Origin of the sequence: Algoriphagus aurantiacus, assembly GCF_035156405.1 — a bacterium.
Taxonomy (GTDB): domain Bacteria; phylum Bacteroidota; class Bacteroidia; order Cytophagales; family Cyclobacteriaceae; genus Algoriphagus; species Algoriphagus aurantiacus.
In genome coordinates this window covers 1-20,612 of the sequence record NZ_JAXRUT010000030.1, presented here as the reverse complement: position 1 = coordinate 20,612, position 20,612 = coordinate 1, and the positions used below count along the sequence as shown (strand labels likewise).

General features: G+C 40.5%; 17 protein-coding genes. 8 read left to right on the top strand and 9 right to left on the bottom strand.

Translation table 11 applies throughout. The features are described 5' to 3' along the window. The first annotated feature begins 6 nt into the window (after positions 1 to 6). Positions 7 to 360, top strand: a complete 354-nt coding sequence (locus tag SYJ56_RS21995) for a Spx/MgsR family RNA polymerase-binding regulatory protein (protein WP_323837972.1) — start codon at positions 7 to 9, stop codon at positions 358 to 360. A 154-nt stretch (positions 361 to 514) separates the two neighbouring features. Here SYJ56_RS21995 and SYJ56_RS21990 read toward each other — a convergent pair whose 3' ends face one another. The 4 genes from SYJ56_RS21990 to SYJ56_RS21975 form a co-directional block, all read right to left on the bottom strand. Then, positions 515 to 1,894, bottom strand: a complete 1,380-nt coding sequence (locus SYJ56_RS21990; protein WP_323837970.1) for a c-type cytochrome domain-containing protein — start codon at positions 1,892 to 1,894, stop codon at positions 515 to 517. A 50-nt stretch (positions 1,895 to 1,944) separates the two neighbouring features. Further along, a complete protein-coding gene (locus tag SYJ56_RS21985; protein WP_323837968.1) occupies positions 1,945 to 3,450 on the bottom strand; it encodes a DUF1501 domain-containing protein in 1,506 nt (501 codons plus the stop codon). 1 nt (position 3,451) lies between these two features. Then, positions 3,452 to 6,193, bottom strand: coding sequence for a DUF1553 domain-containing protein (locus tag SYJ56_RS21980; protein ID WP_323837966.1), 2,742 nt, complete (start codon positions 6,191 to 6,193; stop codon positions 3,452 to 3,454). Positions 6,194 to 6,381: 188 nt separating this feature from the next. After that, positions 6,382 to 7,329, bottom strand: coding sequence for an NAD-dependent epimerase/dehydratase family protein (locus tag SYJ56_RS21975; RefSeq protein WP_323837964.1), 948 nt, complete (start codon positions 7,327 to 7,329; stop codon positions 6,382 to 6,384). Between the two features lie 154 nt (positions 7,330 to 7,483). Here SYJ56_RS21975 and kbl point away from each other — a divergent pair, with 154 nt between their 5' ends. Continuing rightward, on the top strand, positions 7,484 to 8,680 hold the full coding sequence (kbl, locus tag SYJ56_RS21970) for a glycine C-acetyltransferase (protein WP_323837962.1): 1,197 nt from the start codon (positions 7,484 to 7,486) through the stop codon (positions 8,678 to 8,680). A 580-nt stretch (positions 8,681 to 9,260) separates the two neighbouring features. Here kbl and SYJ56_RS21965 read toward each other — a convergent pair. From SYJ56_RS21965 to folP, 3 genes are all read right to left on the bottom strand, one after another. Then, entirely contained in the window at positions 9,261 to 9,983 is a 723-nt protein-coding gene (locus tag SYJ56_RS21965; protein ID WP_323837960.1) for a DUF5715 family protein, read from the bottom strand. A 345-nt stretch (positions 9,984 to 10,328) separates the two neighbouring features. Continuing rightward, positions 10,329 to 11,207 carry a diadenylate cyclase CdaA gene (cdaA, locus tag SYJ56_RS21960; protein WP_323837958.1) on the bottom strand — a complete coding sequence of 293 codons (879 nt, stop codon included), beginning with the start codon at positions 11,205 to 11,207 and terminating at the stop codon, positions 10,329 to 10,331. Continuing rightward, entirely contained in the window at positions 11,204 to 12,088 is an 885-nt protein-coding gene (gene folP, locus SYJ56_RS21955; RefSeq protein ID WP_323837956.1) for a dihydropteroate synthase, read from the bottom strand. The genes cdaA and folP overlap by 4 nt, the downstream gene beginning before the upstream one ends. Positions 12,089 to 12,102: 14 nt before the next feature. Here folP and SYJ56_RS21950 point away from each other — a divergent pair, with 14 nt between their 5' ends. Genes SYJ56_RS21950 through SYJ56_RS21940 form a run of 3 tightly spaced genes read left to right on the top strand, consistent with a single transcriptional unit; the run spans position 12,103 to position 14,275 of the window. Beyond that, positions 12,103 to 12,648, top strand: coding sequence for a DUF1599 domain-containing protein (locus SYJ56_RS21950; protein ID WP_323837955.1), 546 nt, complete (start codon positions 12,103 to 12,105; stop codon positions 12,646 to 12,648). Beyond that, positions 12,641 to 13,741, top strand: a complete 1,101-nt coding sequence (locus SYJ56_RS21945; protein ID WP_323837953.1) for a BT_3928 family protein — start codon at positions 12,641 to 12,643, stop codon at positions 13,739 to 13,741. The genes SYJ56_RS21950 and SYJ56_RS21945 overlap by 8 nt, the downstream gene beginning before the upstream one ends. A 3-nt stretch (positions 13,742 to 13,744) precedes the next feature. After that, positions 13,745 to 14,275: a shikimate kinase gene (locus tag SYJ56_RS21940; protein WP_323837951.1), complete on the top strand. Its 531-nt coding sequence runs from the start codon at positions 13,745 to 13,747 to the stop codon at positions 14,273 to 14,275. Here SYJ56_RS21940 and SYJ56_RS21935 read toward each other — a convergent pair. Further along, on the bottom strand, positions 14,265 to 15,794 hold the full coding sequence (locus SYJ56_RS21935) for an OmpP1/FadL family transporter (RefSeq protein ID WP_323837949.1): 1,530 nt from the start codon (positions 15,792 to 15,794) through the stop codon (positions 14,265 to 14,267). The two genes, SYJ56_RS21940 and SYJ56_RS21935, sit on opposite strands and share 11 nt — an antisense overlap. Before the next feature lie 182 nt (positions 15,795 to 15,976). Beyond that, the gene (locus SYJ56_RS21930; RefSeq protein ID WP_323837947.1) at positions 15,977 to 17,311 is read right to left on the bottom strand and encodes a DUF5320 domain-containing protein; all 1,335 of its coding nucleotides are present in this window, start codon (positions 17,309 to 17,311) and stop codon (positions 15,977 to 15,979) included. 122 nt (positions 17,312 to 17,433) lie between these two features. Here SYJ56_RS21930 and proS point away from each other — a divergent pair, with 122 nt between their 5' ends. The 3 genes from proS to floA all read left to right on the top strand — a co-directional run bounded on the left by proS (position 17,434) and on the right by floA (position 20,493). After that, on the top strand, positions 17,434 to 18,915 hold the full coding sequence (gene proS / locus SYJ56_RS21925; RefSeq protein WP_323837945.1) for a proline--tRNA ligase: 1,482 nt from the start codon (positions 17,434 to 17,436) through the stop codon (positions 18,913 to 18,915). Positions 18,916 to 19,013: 98 nt separating this feature from the next. Next, positions 19,014 to 19,472 carry an NfeD family protein gene (locus SYJ56_RS21920; RefSeq protein ID WP_323837943.1) on the top strand — a complete coding sequence of 153 codons (459 nt, stop codon included), beginning with the start codon at positions 19,014 to 19,016 and terminating at the stop codon, positions 19,470 to 19,472. Between the two features lies 1 nt (position 19,473). Further along, positions 19,474 to 20,493 carry a flotillin-like protein FloA gene (gene floA, locus SYJ56_RS21915; RefSeq protein ID WP_323837941.1) on the top strand — a complete coding sequence of 340 codons (1,020 nt, stop codon included), beginning with the start codon at positions 19,474 to 19,476 and terminating at the stop codon, positions 20,491 to 20,493. Positions 20,494 to 20,612: the final 119 nt, after the last annotated feature.

Below are 20,612 nucleotides of genomic sequence, written 5' to 3'. Positions count from 1 at the left end.
CAAATTATGTCTATCAAAGTTTACGGAATCAAGAACTGCAATACGATGAAGAAGACTTTCGATTTCCTGACGGAAAAGGGAGTAGCATATGACTTTATCGATTACAAACGAGAAAAGCCAGATGCAGCACTTTTAGAAGGTTTTTTGAAGAAAACTGATCTTTCTGCATTGGTAAATAAAAAGGGCACAACCTATCGAAAGATGACGGGTGATCAGAAATTAGCCCTTGAGAATGAAGAAACGGCCATCCCGATTTTGGAAGAAAACTCAAGCATGATCAAGCGACCGGTGATTGTTTATAAAGATGGAAGTATGTCTTTGGGTTTTGATCCGGTGGAAATTGAGGAACATTTGAAGTAGAAATTCTCGCAACGGCGCAGCAGCGCAAAGTTTTATTTTATTTCTTCGGAGTTTGTAATTTTGAAGTTTTATCCAATGGTTTTCAACCATACAATTTTATAATAAAGGAAAGCATTTTATACGTTGCGCCGCCGCGCCGTTGCGAGAAAATATTCTAATACACAATCGTATCAGTCGGCAAAGGTGGCAGTGTAAGATTACCGGTTTCCAAGTGAAAGCTAAATTGCGAGGAACTACCTGAATCAGCTACGGGTGTTTCAAAAGCAAATACTTTTTCCAGTGTGGGGTGGGCTCCAAGAGAGGCTAATTTGTCAAAAGCGACCTCTGTATTATTGATATAAAGTAGCTTTAAGTTTTTGTTTTCACTTAATTTTCCCAAACTCGAACCTTCGATAGAAGTCTGATTGAGTTTCAAAACAGTCAAGTTTGGAAGTGTTGCAATTTGCGTTAAAACTTCATCAGAAATTGCCGTCCCCGTCAGATCTAAGTAAACAATCTGGTCTTTTGCTGACTGTAGCAAATGCCAATCTGAATCAGAGAATGTGGGGAAATTAATGCAACTGATCTTCAAGAAAGGAGAGTCCATCTTCACTATTTCGGCAAAGAAACCTTGATCTCTGAGTTTGGAAATGGAATCCTGTGAAAGCTTTGGTACCTCTACGACAGGATAAAATGGTTTCTCATTCTTTTTGAAGAATGGCTCCACCAAACTCACGCTTATTGCTGATTCACCAAGTTTTGCTTTTTCAGGAGAACCTGATTCGATCCAGGCTTTGATTAATTCTATTTCTTCTTTTCTGGGCTGGCGCTTGTCCTTGGGAGGCATATGGTCGTCATGATCTTCTGGTAAAACCAATCTAGTAACTAGTGGGCTTTCTTCTGGATTTCCAGTTTCCATAATCGATCCATCCTCACCACCTTTTTGGATACCTTTGAAAGAACTCAGATCTAATTCTCCTTTAAGCTTCTTGGGATTATGGCAGCTTTTACAATTCTGATCCAAAATAGGCTGTATCGCGCCTGTGTAGAATCCCACTTCTTCCCAGTTATCAGCGGGGAGTTCAAGAGGTTCGACTATGCCTATTTCGCCCCCAAGAAATGCTTGTAGCCCTGGCGGTAAAACTTCTGTGAAGTAATCATCACCATGGGTAATATTTCCTCCAAGATGTCCTGTCAAGGTTAAAACTAGCAATAAACCAGCTCCTTTGATTTTTACATATGTAGGATTTGACACTTTTTTCAGGTGATACCATAATCCAACCGAAAGAATGGTGGTGAAGATGCCAAGAATCAGGTGAAAATTAACCGTATCCCAACTGTACCCTTCATTCTGATAGTGAAGAAGACCGCTAATACTCGCTAAAAGTGCGGAAATTCCACCTAGTAGAAAGGCTAATTGGATAATAGGTGAATAGACTGAATAGTTCTTTCCAGACCAAAAAATCAATATCACACCAAACACTAAAAATCCAATCGGCAAGTGAACCAAAATCGGATGAAATCGACCGAATAATGGTAATACAAAATCAATCATTTAGTCTGATTGTCTTTTTAAAATTCCTGCGCTCATAGATTTTCATGTTATTAAGCTAATATTTTATTGATCAATTCACCTTCCACATCAGTTAATCGGAAAGGACGGCCTTGGAAATCATAAGTGAACTGCTCGTGATCAAAGCCCATCAAGTGAAGAATAGTGGCATGAATATCATGAACCGAAACTTTATCCTCAATTCCGGAAAACCCAAAGTCATCTGTCCTTCCATAGGTCACTCCAGGTTTGATGCCACCACCTGCCATCCACATGGTAAAGGCATCCCCATGATGATCTCTGCCAAGGAAACTTTGTGTTTTGCCTTCTCTGTTTTCCTGCATAGGCGTTCTGCCAAATTCTCCTCCCCAGACCACTAATGTGTCTTCTAGCAATCCTCTTTGTTTCAAATCGAGAAGCAACGCAGAAACTGGCCGATCCATTTCACGGCATTTATTTCTTAGACCCATGTCAATTGAACCATCATGATCTGTACCATGAGTATCCCAGCCCCAATCATACAACTGGACAAAGCGGACACCTTTTTCCACTAGTTTCCTGGCGAGTAGGCAATTGTTTGCAAGGGATTCTGTGCCTGGTTTGGTGCCATATAGCTGGTGAACCGATTCCGGTTCATCATTGATATTCATGACCTCCGGCACTTCGATCTGCATGCGATAGGCCATTTCATACTGGTTGATTCTAGCGAGAATCTCAGGATCGCCATAAGCATCAAACTCCTCTTTATTCGCAGTGTTAATCGCGTCGATGACGTTTTTCTTCAGATTTCGGGACATTCCTTCAGGATCATCCAGGTACAGTACCGGGTCTCCTTTGGATCTACACTGCACACCTTGATAGACGGAAGGCAAAAAGCCACTTCCCCAAACGCTTTTGCCTGCATCGGGAGTTTTCCCTCCAGAAGTTAGTACGACAAAGCCCGGGAGATTTTGATTTTCTGTGCCCAATCCATAAGTCACCCAACTTCCTAAACTAGGACGACCAAGTCTTGCGCTTCCTGTCTGCATCAAAAGTTGAGCAGGGCCATGGTTAAATTGATCAGTATGCACGGCTTTCAAAAAGGAAACTTCATCAGCTAATTTTTGGAAATGTGGCATGTAATCGGAGATCCATGCACCAGACTCTCCGTGTTGGGAAAAATTTGCTTGAGGGCCAAGAAGATTGGGAACTCCACGGATGAAAGCAAATTTCTTGCCCTCCAATAATGACTGAGGGCATGGTTGATTATGATATTTTGCCAATTCAGGCTTAAAGTCAAATAACTCCAATTGTGAAGGTGCGCCAGCCATGTGGAGGTAAATGATTGATTTTGCTTTTGCTCCAAAAGGTGGAGGCAGAGGAGAAAGTGGATTTAGATCCCGCTGACTTAGATTTAATCCCGTGGATCCTATGGTTGAATCTGTACCACATCCAAACAAGAGTGGAGCCATCGCCAGACCGCCAACTTTAGAGACACAATCCATCAGGAAATGTCTTCTTGTTTGTTTCTCCAGCTTTTGCTGGGCAAACTCAACGAGCATTTTATCGAGACTTTGCATATCAAGGTTTGGTTAGGAATTCGTCCATATTCAGCAGTGCATTTGCCACCACTGACATCGCCGCTTGCTCAGGGTTTGTTGATTTATCTTTCACTGTAAAGAATGCTTCCAGTGATTCAGGATTGCTATTGTATTCGGCTAGAGCTTCGTTATAAAGCGATGAAAGAGTCTCAAGCTTAGTTTCTGAAATAGGATGTAAGACTAGTTTTTGATAGCCGTAGGCGATGCCTTTTTCCGGTTGGACCACGTCCTGCTTGATCATATCTTCTGCCAAATAATAAGCAGCTTCTAGGTAGACAGGATCATTCAGTGTGACCAGAGCCTGCAATGGTGTGTTTGTGACAATTCTTCTACTCAGACAAACCTCTCCACTGGCTGCATCAAAGGATATGAAGGAAGGGTAGGGGCTGGTTCGCTTCAGAAAAGTGTAAATCCCTCTTCTATGTGCGTCTTCTCCTTGGCTCTCTGTCCATGATTCTCCGTTATATACTGTCTGCCAAATGCCATCTGGCTGGTGAGGTTTGACTCCCGGACCATACATTTTATCGCTAAGCAATCCAGCAACTGCCAAAGCCTGATCCCGAACTTGCTCTGCACTTAGCCTGAATCTGGGGCCACGGGCATACCATTTATTTTGGGGATCTTTTTTATAAAGCTCTGCAGATACGGCAGAAGATTGCTTGTAAGTAGCCGAGGTAACGATCTCCCGAATCAGGTTTTTCATACTCCAGTCGTACTCATTCATAGTTTTCCAAGCCAAATAATCGAGCAATTTTGGATGCGAAGGAGGGTCAGATTGCGTTCCCATATCTTCTAGTGAACTCACGATTCCCCTGCCAAAAAGCTGATCCCAAACTCTGTTCACCAATGTTCTCGAAGTAAGTGGATTTTCCTTGTCAGTTAGCCAATAGGCGAAACCCAAGCGGTTATCAGGCCATTCTGGGTTCCAGTTATTAAGGGTTTTTGGTGTTTCTGGCTTTACCTTTTCTCCCAGACTCATCCAGTTTCCCCGATCAAAAACATGTGTTTCCCGAGCCATATAGTATGGATTTTCGATCATGATTGGAAGCTTTGTTCCTCTAAAGTTCAAGGCTGTTTCCCAGGAATTTTGAATATCCTTGAAACCCGGTTTATCCTTTCCCGCTAGAGTCGGAACAAAGGCAAACCATACAAATTTGGCAGCGTTTTGCTCTGACTTTACACTTGGATTCTTAACTTCTAAAAATAAGTCTACGAAACCTTGTGTGGGTTTTAGGGTAATAGCTCGGATAATATCTCCATTGGTTTTGTTGATTGGAAAGGCGGCCAAGATTTCTCCTTCCGGTCCACCATGTCGGATGGTCATTTTGCTTCCATCTAAGCCTGAGCCATATTGAATCAGGATTTGATCAGAGCCTCGTGTGTCTATTTTTCTCAAATAAGCAGAGCCGTTTGCTTGGATTCCCAGCCATTTGGTGTCGATAAGTTCTGCATTGTTAAAGTCAACAGCATTGTGTGAAGGATACTTTGGTTCAAGGTAAGTCAGGAAGTTTTTGCGATCAGTTGCAGCTTTAGCACTTTCATTTTCTTTGACCCAGGCAAGAACAGACTCAATTTCATTTTTCTCTTCAGGTGAATAAAACCTCAATCTAGGCTCTTCATCATGAGTGTCCTCATCTCTTGAATTATTAAAAAATGCTGCTGATTGGTAGAACTCCTCATGACGAATGGGATCGTATGGATGACTATGGCATTGCACGCAAGCCATGGTGGTACTTTGCCAAACCTCATAAGTTGTACCTACTCTATCTAAAACTGCGGCTACTCGAAATTCCTCGTCATTCGTCCCACCTTCATCATTGTTCATGGTATTGCGGTGAAAAGCTGTTGCAGCCAATTGTTCTTCAGTAGGATTTGGAAGTAAGTCTCCAGCTAATTGCTCTATGGTAAAATCATCAAATGGTTTGTCAGCATTGAACGCACGGATCACGTAATCTCGATAAGGCCACATGGTACGAGAGACATCCCGTTCGTAGCCCTTGGTGTCAGCATATCGCGCAAGATCTAGCCACCAAGTTGCCCATTTTTCGCCATAGGTAGGAGAGGATAGTAGCTGATCTACGGCTTGCTCATAGCTGATTTTTTTGGAGGATAATTGCGATACAAGGTCGCTAGTAGGAGGTAGGCCTGTGATGTCAAGCGCAGCTCTTCGAAGAAGTTTAAGCGGATTTTCCTCTTGTGAAAATGTCAGTTCATTCTCTTCGAGTTTTCTGCCCACATAAAAATCTATGGGATTTATTTCAGTTGGATTACGATCAGAAGTAAATCCAGCGGTAGTTTTTTGTTCTGTAATTTCAGGAGCTTCTACAGGCTGATAAGCCCAGTGCTCACCCCATTTAGCACCTTGTTTGATCCAAGTTTTCAGTAGACTGATCTCTTCCTCGGAAAGTGGTGTTCGCTCATAAGGCATTCTTAATTCAGGATCTGAAGCAGTCAAACGCTTGATTAATTCGCTGCCGTTAGGGTCACCGGGAATAATTGCGGGGTGGCCAGATTCTGTATTTGCAAAAGCTTCATCCTCGAAAAGCACAGAGAATCCAGCATTCTTTTTTACACCTCCATGGCAGGAAATGCAGTTTTTATTCAAGATAGGTTTGATCTGTGTGCTGAAGTCTACTTCTTTTTCCCGACCAAAAATAATAAAGCCAGCAATGCCTATGATTACGGCAAGGGTAAGAAAGCCTGCTATTTTAAGATTATTCATGGGTTATTGAATGAACCTCAAAGTAAAGAATTCTGCGCTACTTCGAAAGCCTGTATATCATTAGGGCAATTTTGGAATATGATATGCTAATATTCTGGAATTTTGATGTGGCCAGCGTGGATTAACGGTTTAGTGGTTACTGCGGTTAGATAAAAAAATACCCCGCTTAATATAGCGAGGTAGTGGTGTTAGAATTTAAAGTTTGGAAGATTTTCCAAAATGTCTTTTGTCATGGCATCTAGATCATAATCATGCGTCCATCCCCAATCTTTCCTTGCACAGGAATCATCAATACTATCAGGCCAACTGTCTGCGATTGCTTGCCGAAAATCAGGATTGTATTCGATTTTGAAGTCAGGAATATGCTTTAATATGCTTTGATAAATTTCTTTTGGAGTGAAATTCATCGCTGCTAGGTTGTAACTGGAGCGGGTTTTTACCGATTCACGAGGAGCATTCATTAGATCCAAGGTAGCTTTGATCGCATCAGGCATGTACATCATGGGAAGAGAACTATCCTCACGGAGGAAACAATCGAATTTTTCTCCTGCCAATGCTTTATGATAAATATCCACGGCGTAATCGGTCGTGCCGCCACCTGGAAGAGACTTATAGCCAATCAAACCTGGGTAGCGAAGACTGCGAACGTCCACATTGTATTTCTGAAAATAGTATTCACACCATCTTTCTCCAGCTTGCTTCGAAATGCCATAAATTGTATTCGGCTCTTTCACGCAATATTGAGGCGTATTGATTTTTGGTGTATTTGGTCCAAAAACGGCGATGGACGATGGCCAATAGATTTTGTTAAGATTAAATTCTTTGGCTAGCTCCAATACATGAAGCAGACTTTCCATATTGAGCTCCCAAGCGAAAAGAGGTTTTTTCTCGCCCACTGCGGATAGCACTGCTGCTAAATGATAGATTTGGGTGATTTTTTCTTGTTTGACTAGGTTTCTCAAACCTTCCTTGTCCATCACATCTAGGACTTGAAAGCGACAAAACTCAAATTTTGACCGTGCTGATTCGTTGAGATCTGTAGCAATTACTTGCTCTGCTCCAAACTGATCTGCCAGTGACTTTGTGAGTTCTGAACCCAATTGCCCTGCAGCGCCTATTACTAGGATTTTTTCCATTGATATTTCTTTCAAAATCTACCTAAAGCCGAGCTCTTGGTTTTTGTTTATATTTGGGTTTGCGACTGCAAAAGTAAGAAAAAACTGCTTTCTGAGTAGGATTTTAACTAAAGGAATCAGACGTTTTTGAATAACATAAAATCAACTAGCTATCATGTACGATCAGTTCAAACCCAAATTACAAGAAGAACTTAAGGGAATAGAAGAAGCAGGCCTTTTCAAGAAAGAGCGCGTTATCACATCTCCACAATCAGCAGAAATTACCATTGCAGGCGGACAAAAGGTTTTGAATTTTTGCGCCAACAATTACTTGGGGCTTTCTTCCCATCCGAAAGTAATCGAAGCAGCCAAAGATGCCATTGACTCCCATGGTTTTGGAATGTCCTCTGTTCGCTTTATTTGCGGTACGCAGGATATTCACAAGGAGCTGGAAAAGAAGATTTCTGACTTTCTGGGTACGGAGGACACTATTCTTTACGCAGCGGCTTTCGATGCAAATGGGGGAGTGTTTGAACCTATTTTAGGTCCGGAAGATGCTATTATCTCGGATGCGTTGAATCATGCTTCCATCATTGATGGTGTTCGTCTTTGTAAAGCCATGCGATTCAGATACGAGCACAATAATATGGAAGATCTGGAAGCTCAGCTGAAGGATGCTATTGCAAAAGGAGCGAAGCAAAAAATTATCGTGACCGACGGAGTTTTCTCTATGGACGGTACAATTGCACAGTTGGATAAGATCGTGGAACTGGCAGAAAAATATGAAGCTTTGGTGATGACTGACGAGTGTCACTCAACTGGATTCATGGGCAAGACGGGTCGGGGCGTTCATGAGCATTGCGGTGTGATGGGCAAAATAGATATTATCACAGGAACGCTTGGAAAAGCTTTGGGCGGAGCTTCCGGCGGTTTTACTTCAGGGAGGAAGGAGATTGTCGAATTGCTTCGTCAGCGCTCTAGACCTTATCTATTTTCCAATACATTGGCACCATCGATCACGGGTGCTTCGATAGCGGTGTTTGATTTGCTTTCTGAGACGACCGAGTTGAGAGACAAACTTGAAGAAAATACCAAGTACTTCCGTGAGAAAATGACTGCTGCCGGTTTTGATATCAAGCCTGGCGAGCACGCCATCGTACCGATTATGCTGTATGATGCGGCTCTTTCGCAGCAAATGGCTGAAAAGGTGCTGGAGAAAGGGGTTTATGTAATTGGTTTTTATTATCCGGTAGTGCCAAAAGGCCAGGCTAGAATCCGTGTTCAGATCTCTGCCGGTCATGATCGAGTACATCTGGATCAGGCGATTGCGGCTTTCACTGAGGTTGGCAAAGAGCTGGGAGTGATAGAGTAGCCCAAGATTTAAGCTTATTAACTCCGATGTAATGGTTGGATGTCGTGTGCTAGGTGTCCGATGCTTCAAAGCCGGGTTTCTAATTTAGATTCCCGGTTTTTTTTAAACCGCAGAGAGCATAGAGATTTATGCGGAGTACACAGAATAGCCATCGCAGCTCGTCATTGCGAGGAAGAATGACGAAGCAATCTCAGCTATTGTAAATGTGTACTTCGTAGCTCGTAATTATGAACTCCAATAGATTGCCGCGCTCCTGCGTCGCTCGCAATGACGGAATGACTTATCACCGTGGTCTGCGTGACAAAGACCGAGGCGACCGAAGCAATCCCAAAGAGGGAAACTCACAAAAATCTATGAAAGAGTGGGATACTAAAAGCTCGCTAGAATCCTGATCACAAAGATTTACGATCCCAAAAGAAAGACTTAGCAGGTTTATACCACTGAATTTTGACAAAAAAAATAGTTTATTAAACCACAAAGTACACTTAGAAAGCACAAAGTTCGCGGTTGTTTCCTTTTTGAAAATCAGGTTGGAATATTGATCCTGAGACTTTAAAAGCTTCTTGGGACACTAAAACAATCACCTGACGGTGACGTGATAGCAACTCTGTTTCCTTTCTTTGATATAGAAAATTTTGTCGGCTTTCTGAAATTCATCCAGAATCTCTTCAAGCTTTTTCTGGGTGCTCCTGCTGAAGCGTCTCTTGCCATTAAATCTAATGTAAGAGATATCAAAAGAGGCTCCATAGGAGTGGGAGCTGATTCCAGAAGTTGCATTTCTATTCCTCTTCCGTAAACTTTTTTGCTGTTCGGGGGTACGGGTGACTGATGTAATTGTAAAGAAACTATCTGTATCTGTAAGTGTTTGGAAGGCTATTCCTAGCTCCTCAAGAATGATTTTTGAATAGGGAGTAATGTAGGGGTGGCTATGGGTTAAGGGCATTACTTCGTATCCAGTTCCCTCATTTACCAGCACTAACTTTTGCTCATCAATTAGTTTTTTAAAATGATTTTCACTCTCAATCAAGCCAAATCCATTGTGTTCTGCTGCAAATAGGTGCTTGTCATATTCTTTAGTAATCAGTTCATCAGGAACAGGAGGGACAACTCTAGGCACAGGCAATTCTACCGCAATAGGCTCATTTTCTTTAGAGTGCATGGGTGGTTCGGAGGACTTTGTTAAGGTAGAATAGGTGTCTTTTAATTGCTTTTTCAAATCAGGTATGTATGCCTGTGTTGCCCAAGCTCCTGCCGAAAAAAGTATGAAAATAGCGGCAAGTTGGATTAAAGGAAGTTTTTTCATAGATGGATAAGTGCTTTTTTTTAATTTTTGTGAGGATGATGGTGCGAAGCAAAGATTAAACCATAACCTTCCAGTAAACTAGTTTTCGGTGACTGGGTGAGTTGCCTTATTTGGATAAAGTACCAACCTGTCTTTTTTTGGATTCAAATCCCAACACAAATTTCCCCTAGGGTAAAATGTTTTTATATAAGGCATTTTCGACCGAGATAAGGCATGATGGCAAAGATGTCGTAAGAATGACGTATCCTGGTCGCAAATATTATGGTGTTATCAAACTATTTTTGAATTCTACAAAAGAACAAGAAAATGGATAACAAAATACGGCAAGTTAGATCTTGCCGTTTTTTATGATGTTTTAGAAGTCATTGCGAGTTTCCTTCGCTTCTTCATCTCATATTCTTCGAGATCTTCGAAGCGTGTATCCACGTCAAGATTATTAAGGTAATCATTGATCATTTCCCTGATTTCTTGGAAGGACATATTATGGAGAATCTTACCATTTTTGGACATGGATAATTGGCCTGTTTCCTCTGAAACTATCAACACAATTGCATCTGTCGTCTCTGACATGCCTATAGCGGCACGGTGGCGAAGTCCAAATTGCGCAGGCACTTCTCGCTCTGTAACTGGTAAAATACAGCGAGCAGCCTTTATTTTACCGTTATGGATGATTACAGCTCCATCATGAAGCGGACTATATTTATTGAAGATTGAGATAAGCAGTCTTTTAGATAATTCTGCATCTAGAATATCTCCACTTTCAGCATAAAATTTAAGTTCTGTGCTTTTCGAAATTACCATCAAAGCACCAGTATTACTCCCTGCAAGAGTTTTTGATGCATCTATGATAGGACTGATATTGAAAATAGCATTGTCTTTTTTCCTCCAGAAGAAAAGCATTTCTCTCCAAACATTATCATCTGAAAGCAAGGAAGATCGTCCGATTAAAAGAAGAAATTTTCTGATTTCCGGGGCAAAAATAATGATAGCTGCTATCACACCTACGCCCATAAACTGACCCAAAATGGCGGTAAGGAGCTCCATTCTAAGTGCCCTAACCATTAAGTAGATTAAGTAGATGGATAGGAATCCAAGAAATATTTTTATTGCTACACTGCCTTTTAGCAGTTTATACACTTGATACAATAGGGCAGCAACCAAAGCAATATCGATTATATTGACTATGGAGATATCTAAAAATCCTATTCTGAAAAGTAATGTCAAGGGTATATAGTGTTATATAATTTTAATGTTTCGTTAGCTTCTTTTACGTCATGAACTCGAAGGATGTTTGCTCCCTGACATAAAGCAAACATATTTAATGCTGTAGTGCCGTTTAGTGCATCTCCAGCCTCTAATTCCAATGCTTTTGATATCATAGATTTTCTCGAAATACCAATTAGTACTGGTGATGAAAGCATCTGAAACTGGTGAAGGTTCTTGAGTAAGAAATAATTCTGTTCGAGGGTTTTTGCAAATCCAAACCCAGGATCAATTATTACATCTTTGATGCCAAACTTTCTGAATTGTTCCAGTTTTTCAGCGAAATAATACAATATTTCTCCTAAAATATCTGAATAATTCGTTTTTTTCTGCATGTTTTGAGGATTTCCCCTCATATGCATGGCGATATAGGGAACTTGGAGCTTTGCCACTGTTTGAATCATTTCATCATCTAGATCCCCAGCCGAAATATCATTTACGATATGAGCGCCAGATCGTATTGCTTCTTCAGCAACTTTCGCACGAAAAGTATCAACGGAAATTAAGATGTCAGGATGGTTGGAAGCGATCCAATTCACAGCTGGAATTACCCGGTCTATTTCTTCTTGTAAACTTACTTCAGCAGCACCGGGTCTGGAACTGTACCCCCCAAGATCCAGAATACTAGCACCATTAGAAATGTGTGATGTGACTAATGCCGCAACTTTGTTCATTGATTTCTCCGCTCTACTTCCTTCGAAAAATGAATCTGGTGTCAAATTAACTATTCCCATCAGCTGAGGTTTGTCCCAGTTGATTAGCCGCCCATCGATTTGGAGGGTGTTTTTTTGGGGAAATGATTTATCTTCGATTTTAGAAGACTTGCCAGGAAGAGGAAACATTAAATTAAGAGACTTTGGAGACACAAACGAGTATCGAATATAAGGAAGTTATCAGCCGTTGTAAAGAACTATTTCGTAAGAAGACTATAGATTATGGTACAGCGTGGAGAATTTTTCGACTTTCTTCGATCACAGACCAGATTTTCATCAAAGCTCAGCGGATTCGCTCAATTCAGGAGAAGGGAAGTCAAAAAGTCAATGATCCCATTGAGGATGATTTCGTAGGGATTATTAATTATTGCCTGATTGCTTTACTGCAAATCAGTTATTCGAAAGATGAGCGAATGGAAATTCCTTTTGAGGAGCTTGAGCCAGCTTATGACCATTGGGTAAATGAAACACGAGGTCTTTTAGAAAATAAAAACCACGATTATGGAGAAGCTTGGCGTGATATGCGGGTTAGTTCTATGACCGATATTATTTTGATGAAATTACTTCGTACCAAACAAATAGAAGATAATCAAGGTCAGACTTTGGTTTCTGAAGGTATTGAGGCTAATTATCAGGATATGATCAATTATGCTGTATTTTGTTTAATTAAATTAAGATATCATGTTTAAGCAAGGCTTTTTATGGGTCATTCGATTTATTGTCGGTGGCCTGTTTATTTTTTCTGGATTGATCAAGGTTAATGATCCTGTAGGAACCGCAATTAAATTGGAGGAATATTTCGATGTTTTTTCTAATGACATCGCGGGGTTCTTTTATTACCTGAAGCCTTTTGCATTGGAATTAGGGATTGTGCTTGTGGTCGTTGAAGTAGTATTGGGAGTTATGTTGATTTTAGGAGTTCGGAGCAAGTTTACGGTTTGGGCACTTAGTCTAATGATCTTGTTTTTCACCTTCCTTACTTTTTACTCTGCCTACTTTAATAAAGTGACCGATTGTGGTTGTTTTGGTGATGCTATCAAATTGACACCTTGGGAATCATTTTATAAAGACCTTATCCTTCTGGTATTGATTTCCATTCTTTTCTTATTTCAGGCAGATCTTCCAAAGAGCTCTCCTAGATGGGCAAAGATAGTAGCAAGTACTTCACTTATATTATCATTTACATTGGCTATTGTAGCTATTCGAAACCTCCCATTTATTGACTTTAGAGCATACAAAGTAGGTGTGAATATTCCTCAAAATATGCAGCCATCTTCTCCGTTGCAGTATTCCTATGTGATGAAAAAGAATGGTGAACTGGTGACTTTTGATCAATATCCTTCCGATGAAAGTCTTGAATTTGTAGAAATGAATTTGAAGAATCCTGAGGCCTTACCTAAAATTTCTGATTTCGCAGTTTGGAATGATGAAGGGGATTTTTCAGAAGAGGTTTTCACTGGGAATAAAGTGTTGATTTTAGTCAGCAACATGGCTAAAAGGAGTGATTCAAATCTTGATCTAATTGACCAATTAGTAACCTCGCTTTCCGATTCACCAGTTCAACCGGTTTTTGTCGCTGCTGCCACTCAGGAAGAAATTCAGAATTTCACCAAATCAAGAGGATGGGACGTGCTTTCTCTTCAAGCTGATGCCACTGTAGTGAAAACTATGATCCGTGCTAATCCGGGAATAATGGTTTTGAAGGATGGAGAGGTATTGGCTAAATACCACAATAATAACACTCCTGAAGCAAGTGAAGTGTTAGATCTTTACATGAAGTAGAAAATGGGAAAGGACTTGAAAATTGTTTTGGTGGGACTTCCCGGTTCTGGAAAAAGTACTTTTGGAAAGCAGCTTGCTTCTGTTTTACAATTCCCATATTATGACCTAGATAGCCTTATTGAATCACGGTTTCAAATGAAAATCTCCGATATATTCTCACAATATGGAGAAGGTAAATTTCGTACTTGGGAGACTGAGGTGCTTCGGGATTTGTTGGACAGGGATGATTCTTATGTTCTTGCTTCTGGGGGTGGCTGTCCTTGTTTTAATGACAACATGAAATTGATCAATGAAAAATCAGTTTCTGTATACCTGGATGTTCCTTTAGAAGAGATTTCTATCCGATTGGGTTTGGCTAAAGCTCAAAATAGACCCATGTTTTCAGGGCTTGATCAGGGAGAAATCACCTTAAAATTAAAAAGTTTGCTGGTCGAAAGAGATTACTTTTATCGCCAGGCAAAATTAAAACTCAGCGGTGAAGACTTTTCCGCTGAGTTATTAGTATCAGAATTAATCCGTTTGCTTAAAAACTAAGACCAAGCGTTAATACTCCATTGATCTGATTGTTTTTAATTTCAGTAACTGGTCCAATATTTCTCCCTTGATTATCCAACACCTGATAGCTGCTGTAAAGTGTATTGAATTTTTGATTCACTAGCGCAAAGTCCACTGAGAATTTATTGATTTTCATACCTAGGCCACCACTGATTTGTTGAGTACTTCTATCAAAATCTGAATCTGCAATTGGATCACCGTAATAGCCGTATCCTCCTCTAATTCTAAAGTTGCTTAGCTTGTATTCTGCTCCGAATCTAAAATTTATGGTGCTGGTGTAAAGATTTTGGATTTCCAAATTATCCGGTCCTTCGTCGAAGTCTCTTGAGTTGATTCTGGCAGCACTGTAATCCACCCAATCTACATCTGCAGAAATAAATCCATTTTTCCCTAAAAATACTGTGGCGCCTCCACCAATTTTAAAAGGAGTATTTAAGTTATAAGAGCTAATTATAATATCTGTAAGATCCTCAACCTGACCCAATATGATACCTTCTGGTTCATAATCGTATTTATCGTAATTAGCGATCATACTCGCGGTGTATTCGTCATTCAAAGCATACCAAGTAGGAGTTTGAAGTGTGAAACCTAAATTCAAGTAATCTACGGGCTTATAAATCAATCCCAGATTAAGATTTACACCCCCTCCATTGATAAATAAATTTTCTTGAAGGTTAGAATCAATTAGTGGGCCTTCTAGAAACTCTTCAATCAAAATCTTTCTGGAAGTGAAATTAAGTGTTCTAATACCAACGGATCCACCTACAAATAATTTATGGTTAAAATTGGCTCCATAAGCAAAAGTTATTTGGCTTGAACTTCCTTCTTGAGTGATATTTTCTCGCTGAGCAGGATTTCCCAAAACGAAAGAATCATAATATCTAGGATCTGAAATAGGAGCTCCGTTTTCATCAAAACTAATAGGATTAATTTGATAAGTAAGGTATGCCAGACCTGTAAGTCCATAGGACTCGATTTGACTTTCAGGAATACCGCTTCCATTGTTTGCTTCATTTGCACTCTGAAGATAAAAATCAATAATTGAGGTGCTTCCTGGCTGGTCGGAAGTATTTCCATATTCAGTATTAAAATTGGCAATTCTTTGAATACTAATCCCAAATGAACCACCTTTAAAAGTTCCTCTGTCAAATTCGCCTTTAGGATTAGCCATCACAAAACCCAGGTTTGGCAAGGAAAAATTTGTCGTATTGTAACTATCGATTTGCCCTAAGTAGTTTGTTTCCACTCCCCAGTCAGTATAACCTAAAGTAGCACTTGCTTCTGAGGACCTGAAGAAACCTAGGCCAGCTGGATTTCCAGCTATATTAGACACATCACCACCAAGTGACCATTGTGTCCCGCCTACACCCATTATTCGGGCTGAGCCAGCAGGTTTTACTTGACTGAAGCGGAAGGCATCTTCATAATAACCACTTTGGGCTAAGCTGAATGAAGATGAAATAAAACAAAGTGATAAAACCAGAATGGGTATTCTCATTTAGATTTGATTTGGGTGTTATAGATAAACGTAAAGATTGGGGAGTATTGTTACTTATTCTCATAAAACTTTCGCCAAAAACAGTTAATAATTTAGAGCAAAAGGGCTTAATGGGCTAATAGACAGCAATAAATAAGGCAGTGATTCCACTGCCTTATGTAAGTATATGTTGTAATCAAAAGTTAATTTCCTCGACCTCCTCTAGATGTACCTGAGCTGCTTCTTGTAGCTCCTCCGGTAGATCCACTGCTTCTACTTGGCGTGCTGTAAGTTGGAGTACTCCTAGTAGGTGTGGTAGTTCTTGATGGAGTAACTGTTCTAGTATTAGTACCACCTCTATTGTATGAAGGTGATGCTGTTCTGCTAGGAACATTACTTCTATTATAAGATGGACTAGACGATCTAGTATTTGTTGGGTATGAAGATCTTACTGTTCCCTGTCTTCCTGAATTGATTGTCCTAGTATTTGAAGGATTAACACTTGGCCTAGCAGAAGGCATTGCACTTCTTGTTCTAGAAACAGGTCGGTCCATGGCTGCAGAACTCACATTCCTACTGCTTCCTTCCCTTACTCTTGAATTATAATAATCATTTTGGGAAGAACTAAAGTCTCTCGCGGAAATTCTTGAGTTATCAGAATTAGATGTTAGCCTTCTAGATGTAGCACTATTACCATTATTCAAAACATCTCTTCTTGCTTGAGCTCTCGCTGTCGAAGGTTGAAGTGCTGCATTAGAAACACTTCCTCCTCTTGTACCAGCTAAAGTAGAACCTCTTGAACTTCTCGCTCCTCTTACAACTCTACGGTCTCCATATTCTCCTCCAGGAAGTACGTAGATAGGATTCCTTGGAAAAAATCCCATTCCAGGGTAACCATATCCATAGCCTGGATATCCTCCCCAACCATACATCGGCATGCCCCATGGATCATAAAATCCACCATAACCAAAGCCAGGTCTCATGAATGGACTGCCAAAACCAAATCCTATATTAAAATTAAAACCTGGTCTATACCCAAAGCCCGGGCCCCAGAAAGGATCATAAAATCTACCCATTCCCCAAGGATTCATTCCATACATCATTCCCATTCCCATGTTCATGCCCATATTAAAAGCCATGGAAGAATTGAAGTTGGAATTATTGCCTGAATTGCCTACTCTATAATTATTGTAAGCATTGATGTCTGGATTGCTTTCTTCAGCTACACCTTCATCAAAATAAACAATATCACTTTCGGAGCTATCCTGATCAGACTGATACCTGGCGATGTAGTCTGGATTCACATTCCTTGAGCTAAAACTTTCCTGAGGAATAGCCTCTGTAGCTGGGGATGAGAGTGTTTGGAACTGCTCCGGATTATTGTTTTGCACCGCATATTCAGTTGCTACTTTAGCATCTGACGCCATGAAATACAGATTATCCCTAGTATCCGTAGTTGCTAATTTGTTCGTGCTACATGATACTAAGACGAGAGATCCAAGGATAAATGATGATGTTATGATTGCAGAGTTCTTCATAGGTGAAGTTTAATAGTTACTTTCTTATACGAGAGCATAGGTGAAGGGTTATACTTTTTGGTTTATATTTGCCACGCATAAGTTAGCAAAAATAACTTTAATCTGTATCTCAAACAACCACAATGAGTAAAGGACTACCTAAGAGAAGCGAGGATTATTCGCTTTGGTATAATGAATTAGTTAAAAAAGCCGATCTGGCAGAGAATTCAGCAGTTCGTGGCTGCATGGTCATCAAGCCTTATGGCTATTCTATTTGGGAGAAAATGCAAGCCGAACTGGACCGAATGTTTAAAGAGACTGGTCATTCTAACGCATATTTTCCACTTTTTATCCCAAAATCTTACTTAAGCAAGGAAGCCAGTCATGTGGAAGGATTCGCCAAAGAATGCGCAGTAGTTACTCATTATAGACTTAAAAATGCAGAAGATGGGAGTGGGGTGATCGTAGACCCTGAAGCAAAGTTGGATGAGGAGTTGATTGTTCGTCCCACTTCAGAAACTGTGATTTGGAGCACTTATAAAAATTGGATTCAATCCTATCGTGACCTCCCTCTTTTAGTCAATCAATGGGCAAATGTAGTTCGCTGGGAAATGAGAACCAGACTATTCCTTCGTACTACAGAATTCCTTTGGCAGGAAGGACATACAGCGCACGCTACACAAAGGGAAGCTGAAGCAGAGACATTGCAAATGATGAATGTATATGCACAGTTTGCTGAAGATTTTATGGCTTTGCCGGTTGTCAGAGGAAGAAAAACTGAAAGTGAGCGCTTTGCAGGAGCTGATGATACTTTATGTATAGAGGCTATGATGCAAGATGGAAAAGCTCTTCAAGCTGGTACATCCCACTTTTTAGGACAGAATTTTGCCAAAGCATTCGATGTAAAATTCGCTACTAAAGAAGGAGGACTTGAATACGTTTGGGGTACTTCTTGGGGAGTCAGCACACGTTTGATGGGTGCTCTGATTATGGCTCACTCAGATGATAATGGATTGGTATTACCTCCAAAACTGGCTCCGATTCAAGTTGTCATTATCCCGATTTATAGAAAAGACGAAGAACTGGATGCCATTACCGAAAAAGCAAATGAAATCATTGCTGAGCTTCGCAAAGCTGGAGTTTCAGTTAAATACGACAATCGTGATACCCACAAACCAGGATGGAAATTCGCAGAGCATGAATTGAAGGGTGTGCCACTGAGAATTGCCATTGGTCCAAGAGATCTTGAAAATGGTACAGTCGAGATTGCCAGAAGAGATACTTTGACTAAAGAGCAATTTGAATTGAATTCTCAGCCTATTTCTGAGAAAATCACCTCTATGTTAGATGAAATCCAGTCTAGTATTTACTCTAAGGCATTCGATTTCAGAGGTAAAATGACCACTGAAGTAAATTCATGGGATGAGTTTAAAGAAGTTTTGGAAGAGAAAGGCGGATTTTTGTCAGCTCATTGGGATGGAACTGCAGAGACTGAAGAAAAGATCAAGGATCTCACAAAAGCAACGATACGATGTATTCCTTTAGATCGGAAAGAAGAAAGTGGGGTTTGTGTCTTTTCAGGCAAACCTTCCACTGGCAGAGTTCTATTTGCAAAAGCCTATTAATCAACAAGCCCGGAAATATCCGGGTTTTTTTTGTTCTTATTGACGAGGGGTAACGAGGAAACCTGTATTTTAGACATCTATTCTTTTTCTGAAAGCCAATGACGATCCTAGTCCTATCCAGTCTTCTAATTATTGGTCTTGTCCTTTTGCTTGCCGAGGTGCTGTTTGTCCCTGGGACTACGGTCGTTGGTATCTTTGGACTTGCCGTAAGTTTGGCTGGAGTAGCCTATGCATTTCTTAGCTTTGAACCAGAAATAGCTTGGTGGATAACTTCAGTTGCAGTAATTCTTAATCTTGTAGCCATAGTTTATGGTTTCAATTCTGGAGTATGGGATCGCTTTTCTCTTAAATCAGCCATGCAGGGAGGCGCTTTTGATGGCCGTACTGATGCATTGCAAATAGGGATGCCAGGAAAAACAATTTCAGATCTTAAGCCAATTGGAAAGGCTAGCTTTGGTGATGTGATATATGAGGTGAAATCAGAGAATGGCTTTATTCCAGTAGAAACTGACATCACGATTATCAAAATTGAAAACAATAAAATTTTAGTAAAATAATATGGAGAATCTAGATCCGAGCAGTTCAATGTTTATCCTAGTGGCTGCGGTCGCAGGAATTGTACTACTTTTCATCTTCTTGTACTTTGTTCCGGTTAATCTCTGGATCACTGCCCAATTTTCAAATGTGAAAGTTGGAATAGGAGAACTTATTGGAATGAGAATTAGAAAAGTGCCACCAAGTATCATCGTAAATTCACTGATTACAGCTACCAAAGCAGGGCTTGAATTGACGACAAATGACTTGGAAACGCACTACATGGCCGGAGGAAATATTCCCAATGTAATCAGGGCATTGATTTCTGCTGATAAGGCGAATATTAACCTGACATTCAAGCAAGCGACTGCAATTGATCTGGCAGGGAGAGACGTGTTTGAGGCAGTTCAAATTTCGGTGAATCCAAAGGTGATCAATACTCCAAATGTAGCCGCTGTAGCAGCGGATGGTATTCAGTTGATCGCAAAAGCGAGAGTTACCGTACGAGCGAATATAGCACAGTTGGTCGGTGGTGCTGGCGAAGAAACTATTCTGGCTAGAGTAGGTGAGGGAATCGTAACTTCTATAGGTTCGGCAGCTACACATAAGAGTGTGCTGGAAAATCCTGACAAGATTTCCAAACTAGTTCTTCAAAGAGGATTGGATGCAGGAACAGCTTTCGAGATTCTCTCAATTGATATTGCTGATATCGATGTGGGAACTAACATTGGAGCGAAATTACAAATCGATCAGGCATCAGCAGATTTGAAAGTAGCTGAGGCAAGAGCGGAAGAGAGACGTGCGATGGCGGTAGCTCTAGAGCAAGAGATGAAAGCTAGAAATGTAGAAATGAGAGCCAAAGTAATTGAAGCTGAGGCGGAAGTTCCAAAAGCATTGGCTGAAGCTTTTCGTAGTGGAAAACTTGGTGTGATGGATTACTACAGAATGGAAAATATCCAATCGGATACTTCAATGCGGGAATCAATTGCTAATTCCGATACAGACTCCAAAGATTCCTCAAAGGGGAAAAACGAGAAAAAATAGGAAAAGGGGAGACTGTAATCTAAACTCTGTCTAAGACTTTGAATTTAAGTTAAAGTTTATAAGATAGAGCAGTATGAAAGAACAAGAATCGACATTCAAGAAGAAAGTATTAGACCAGT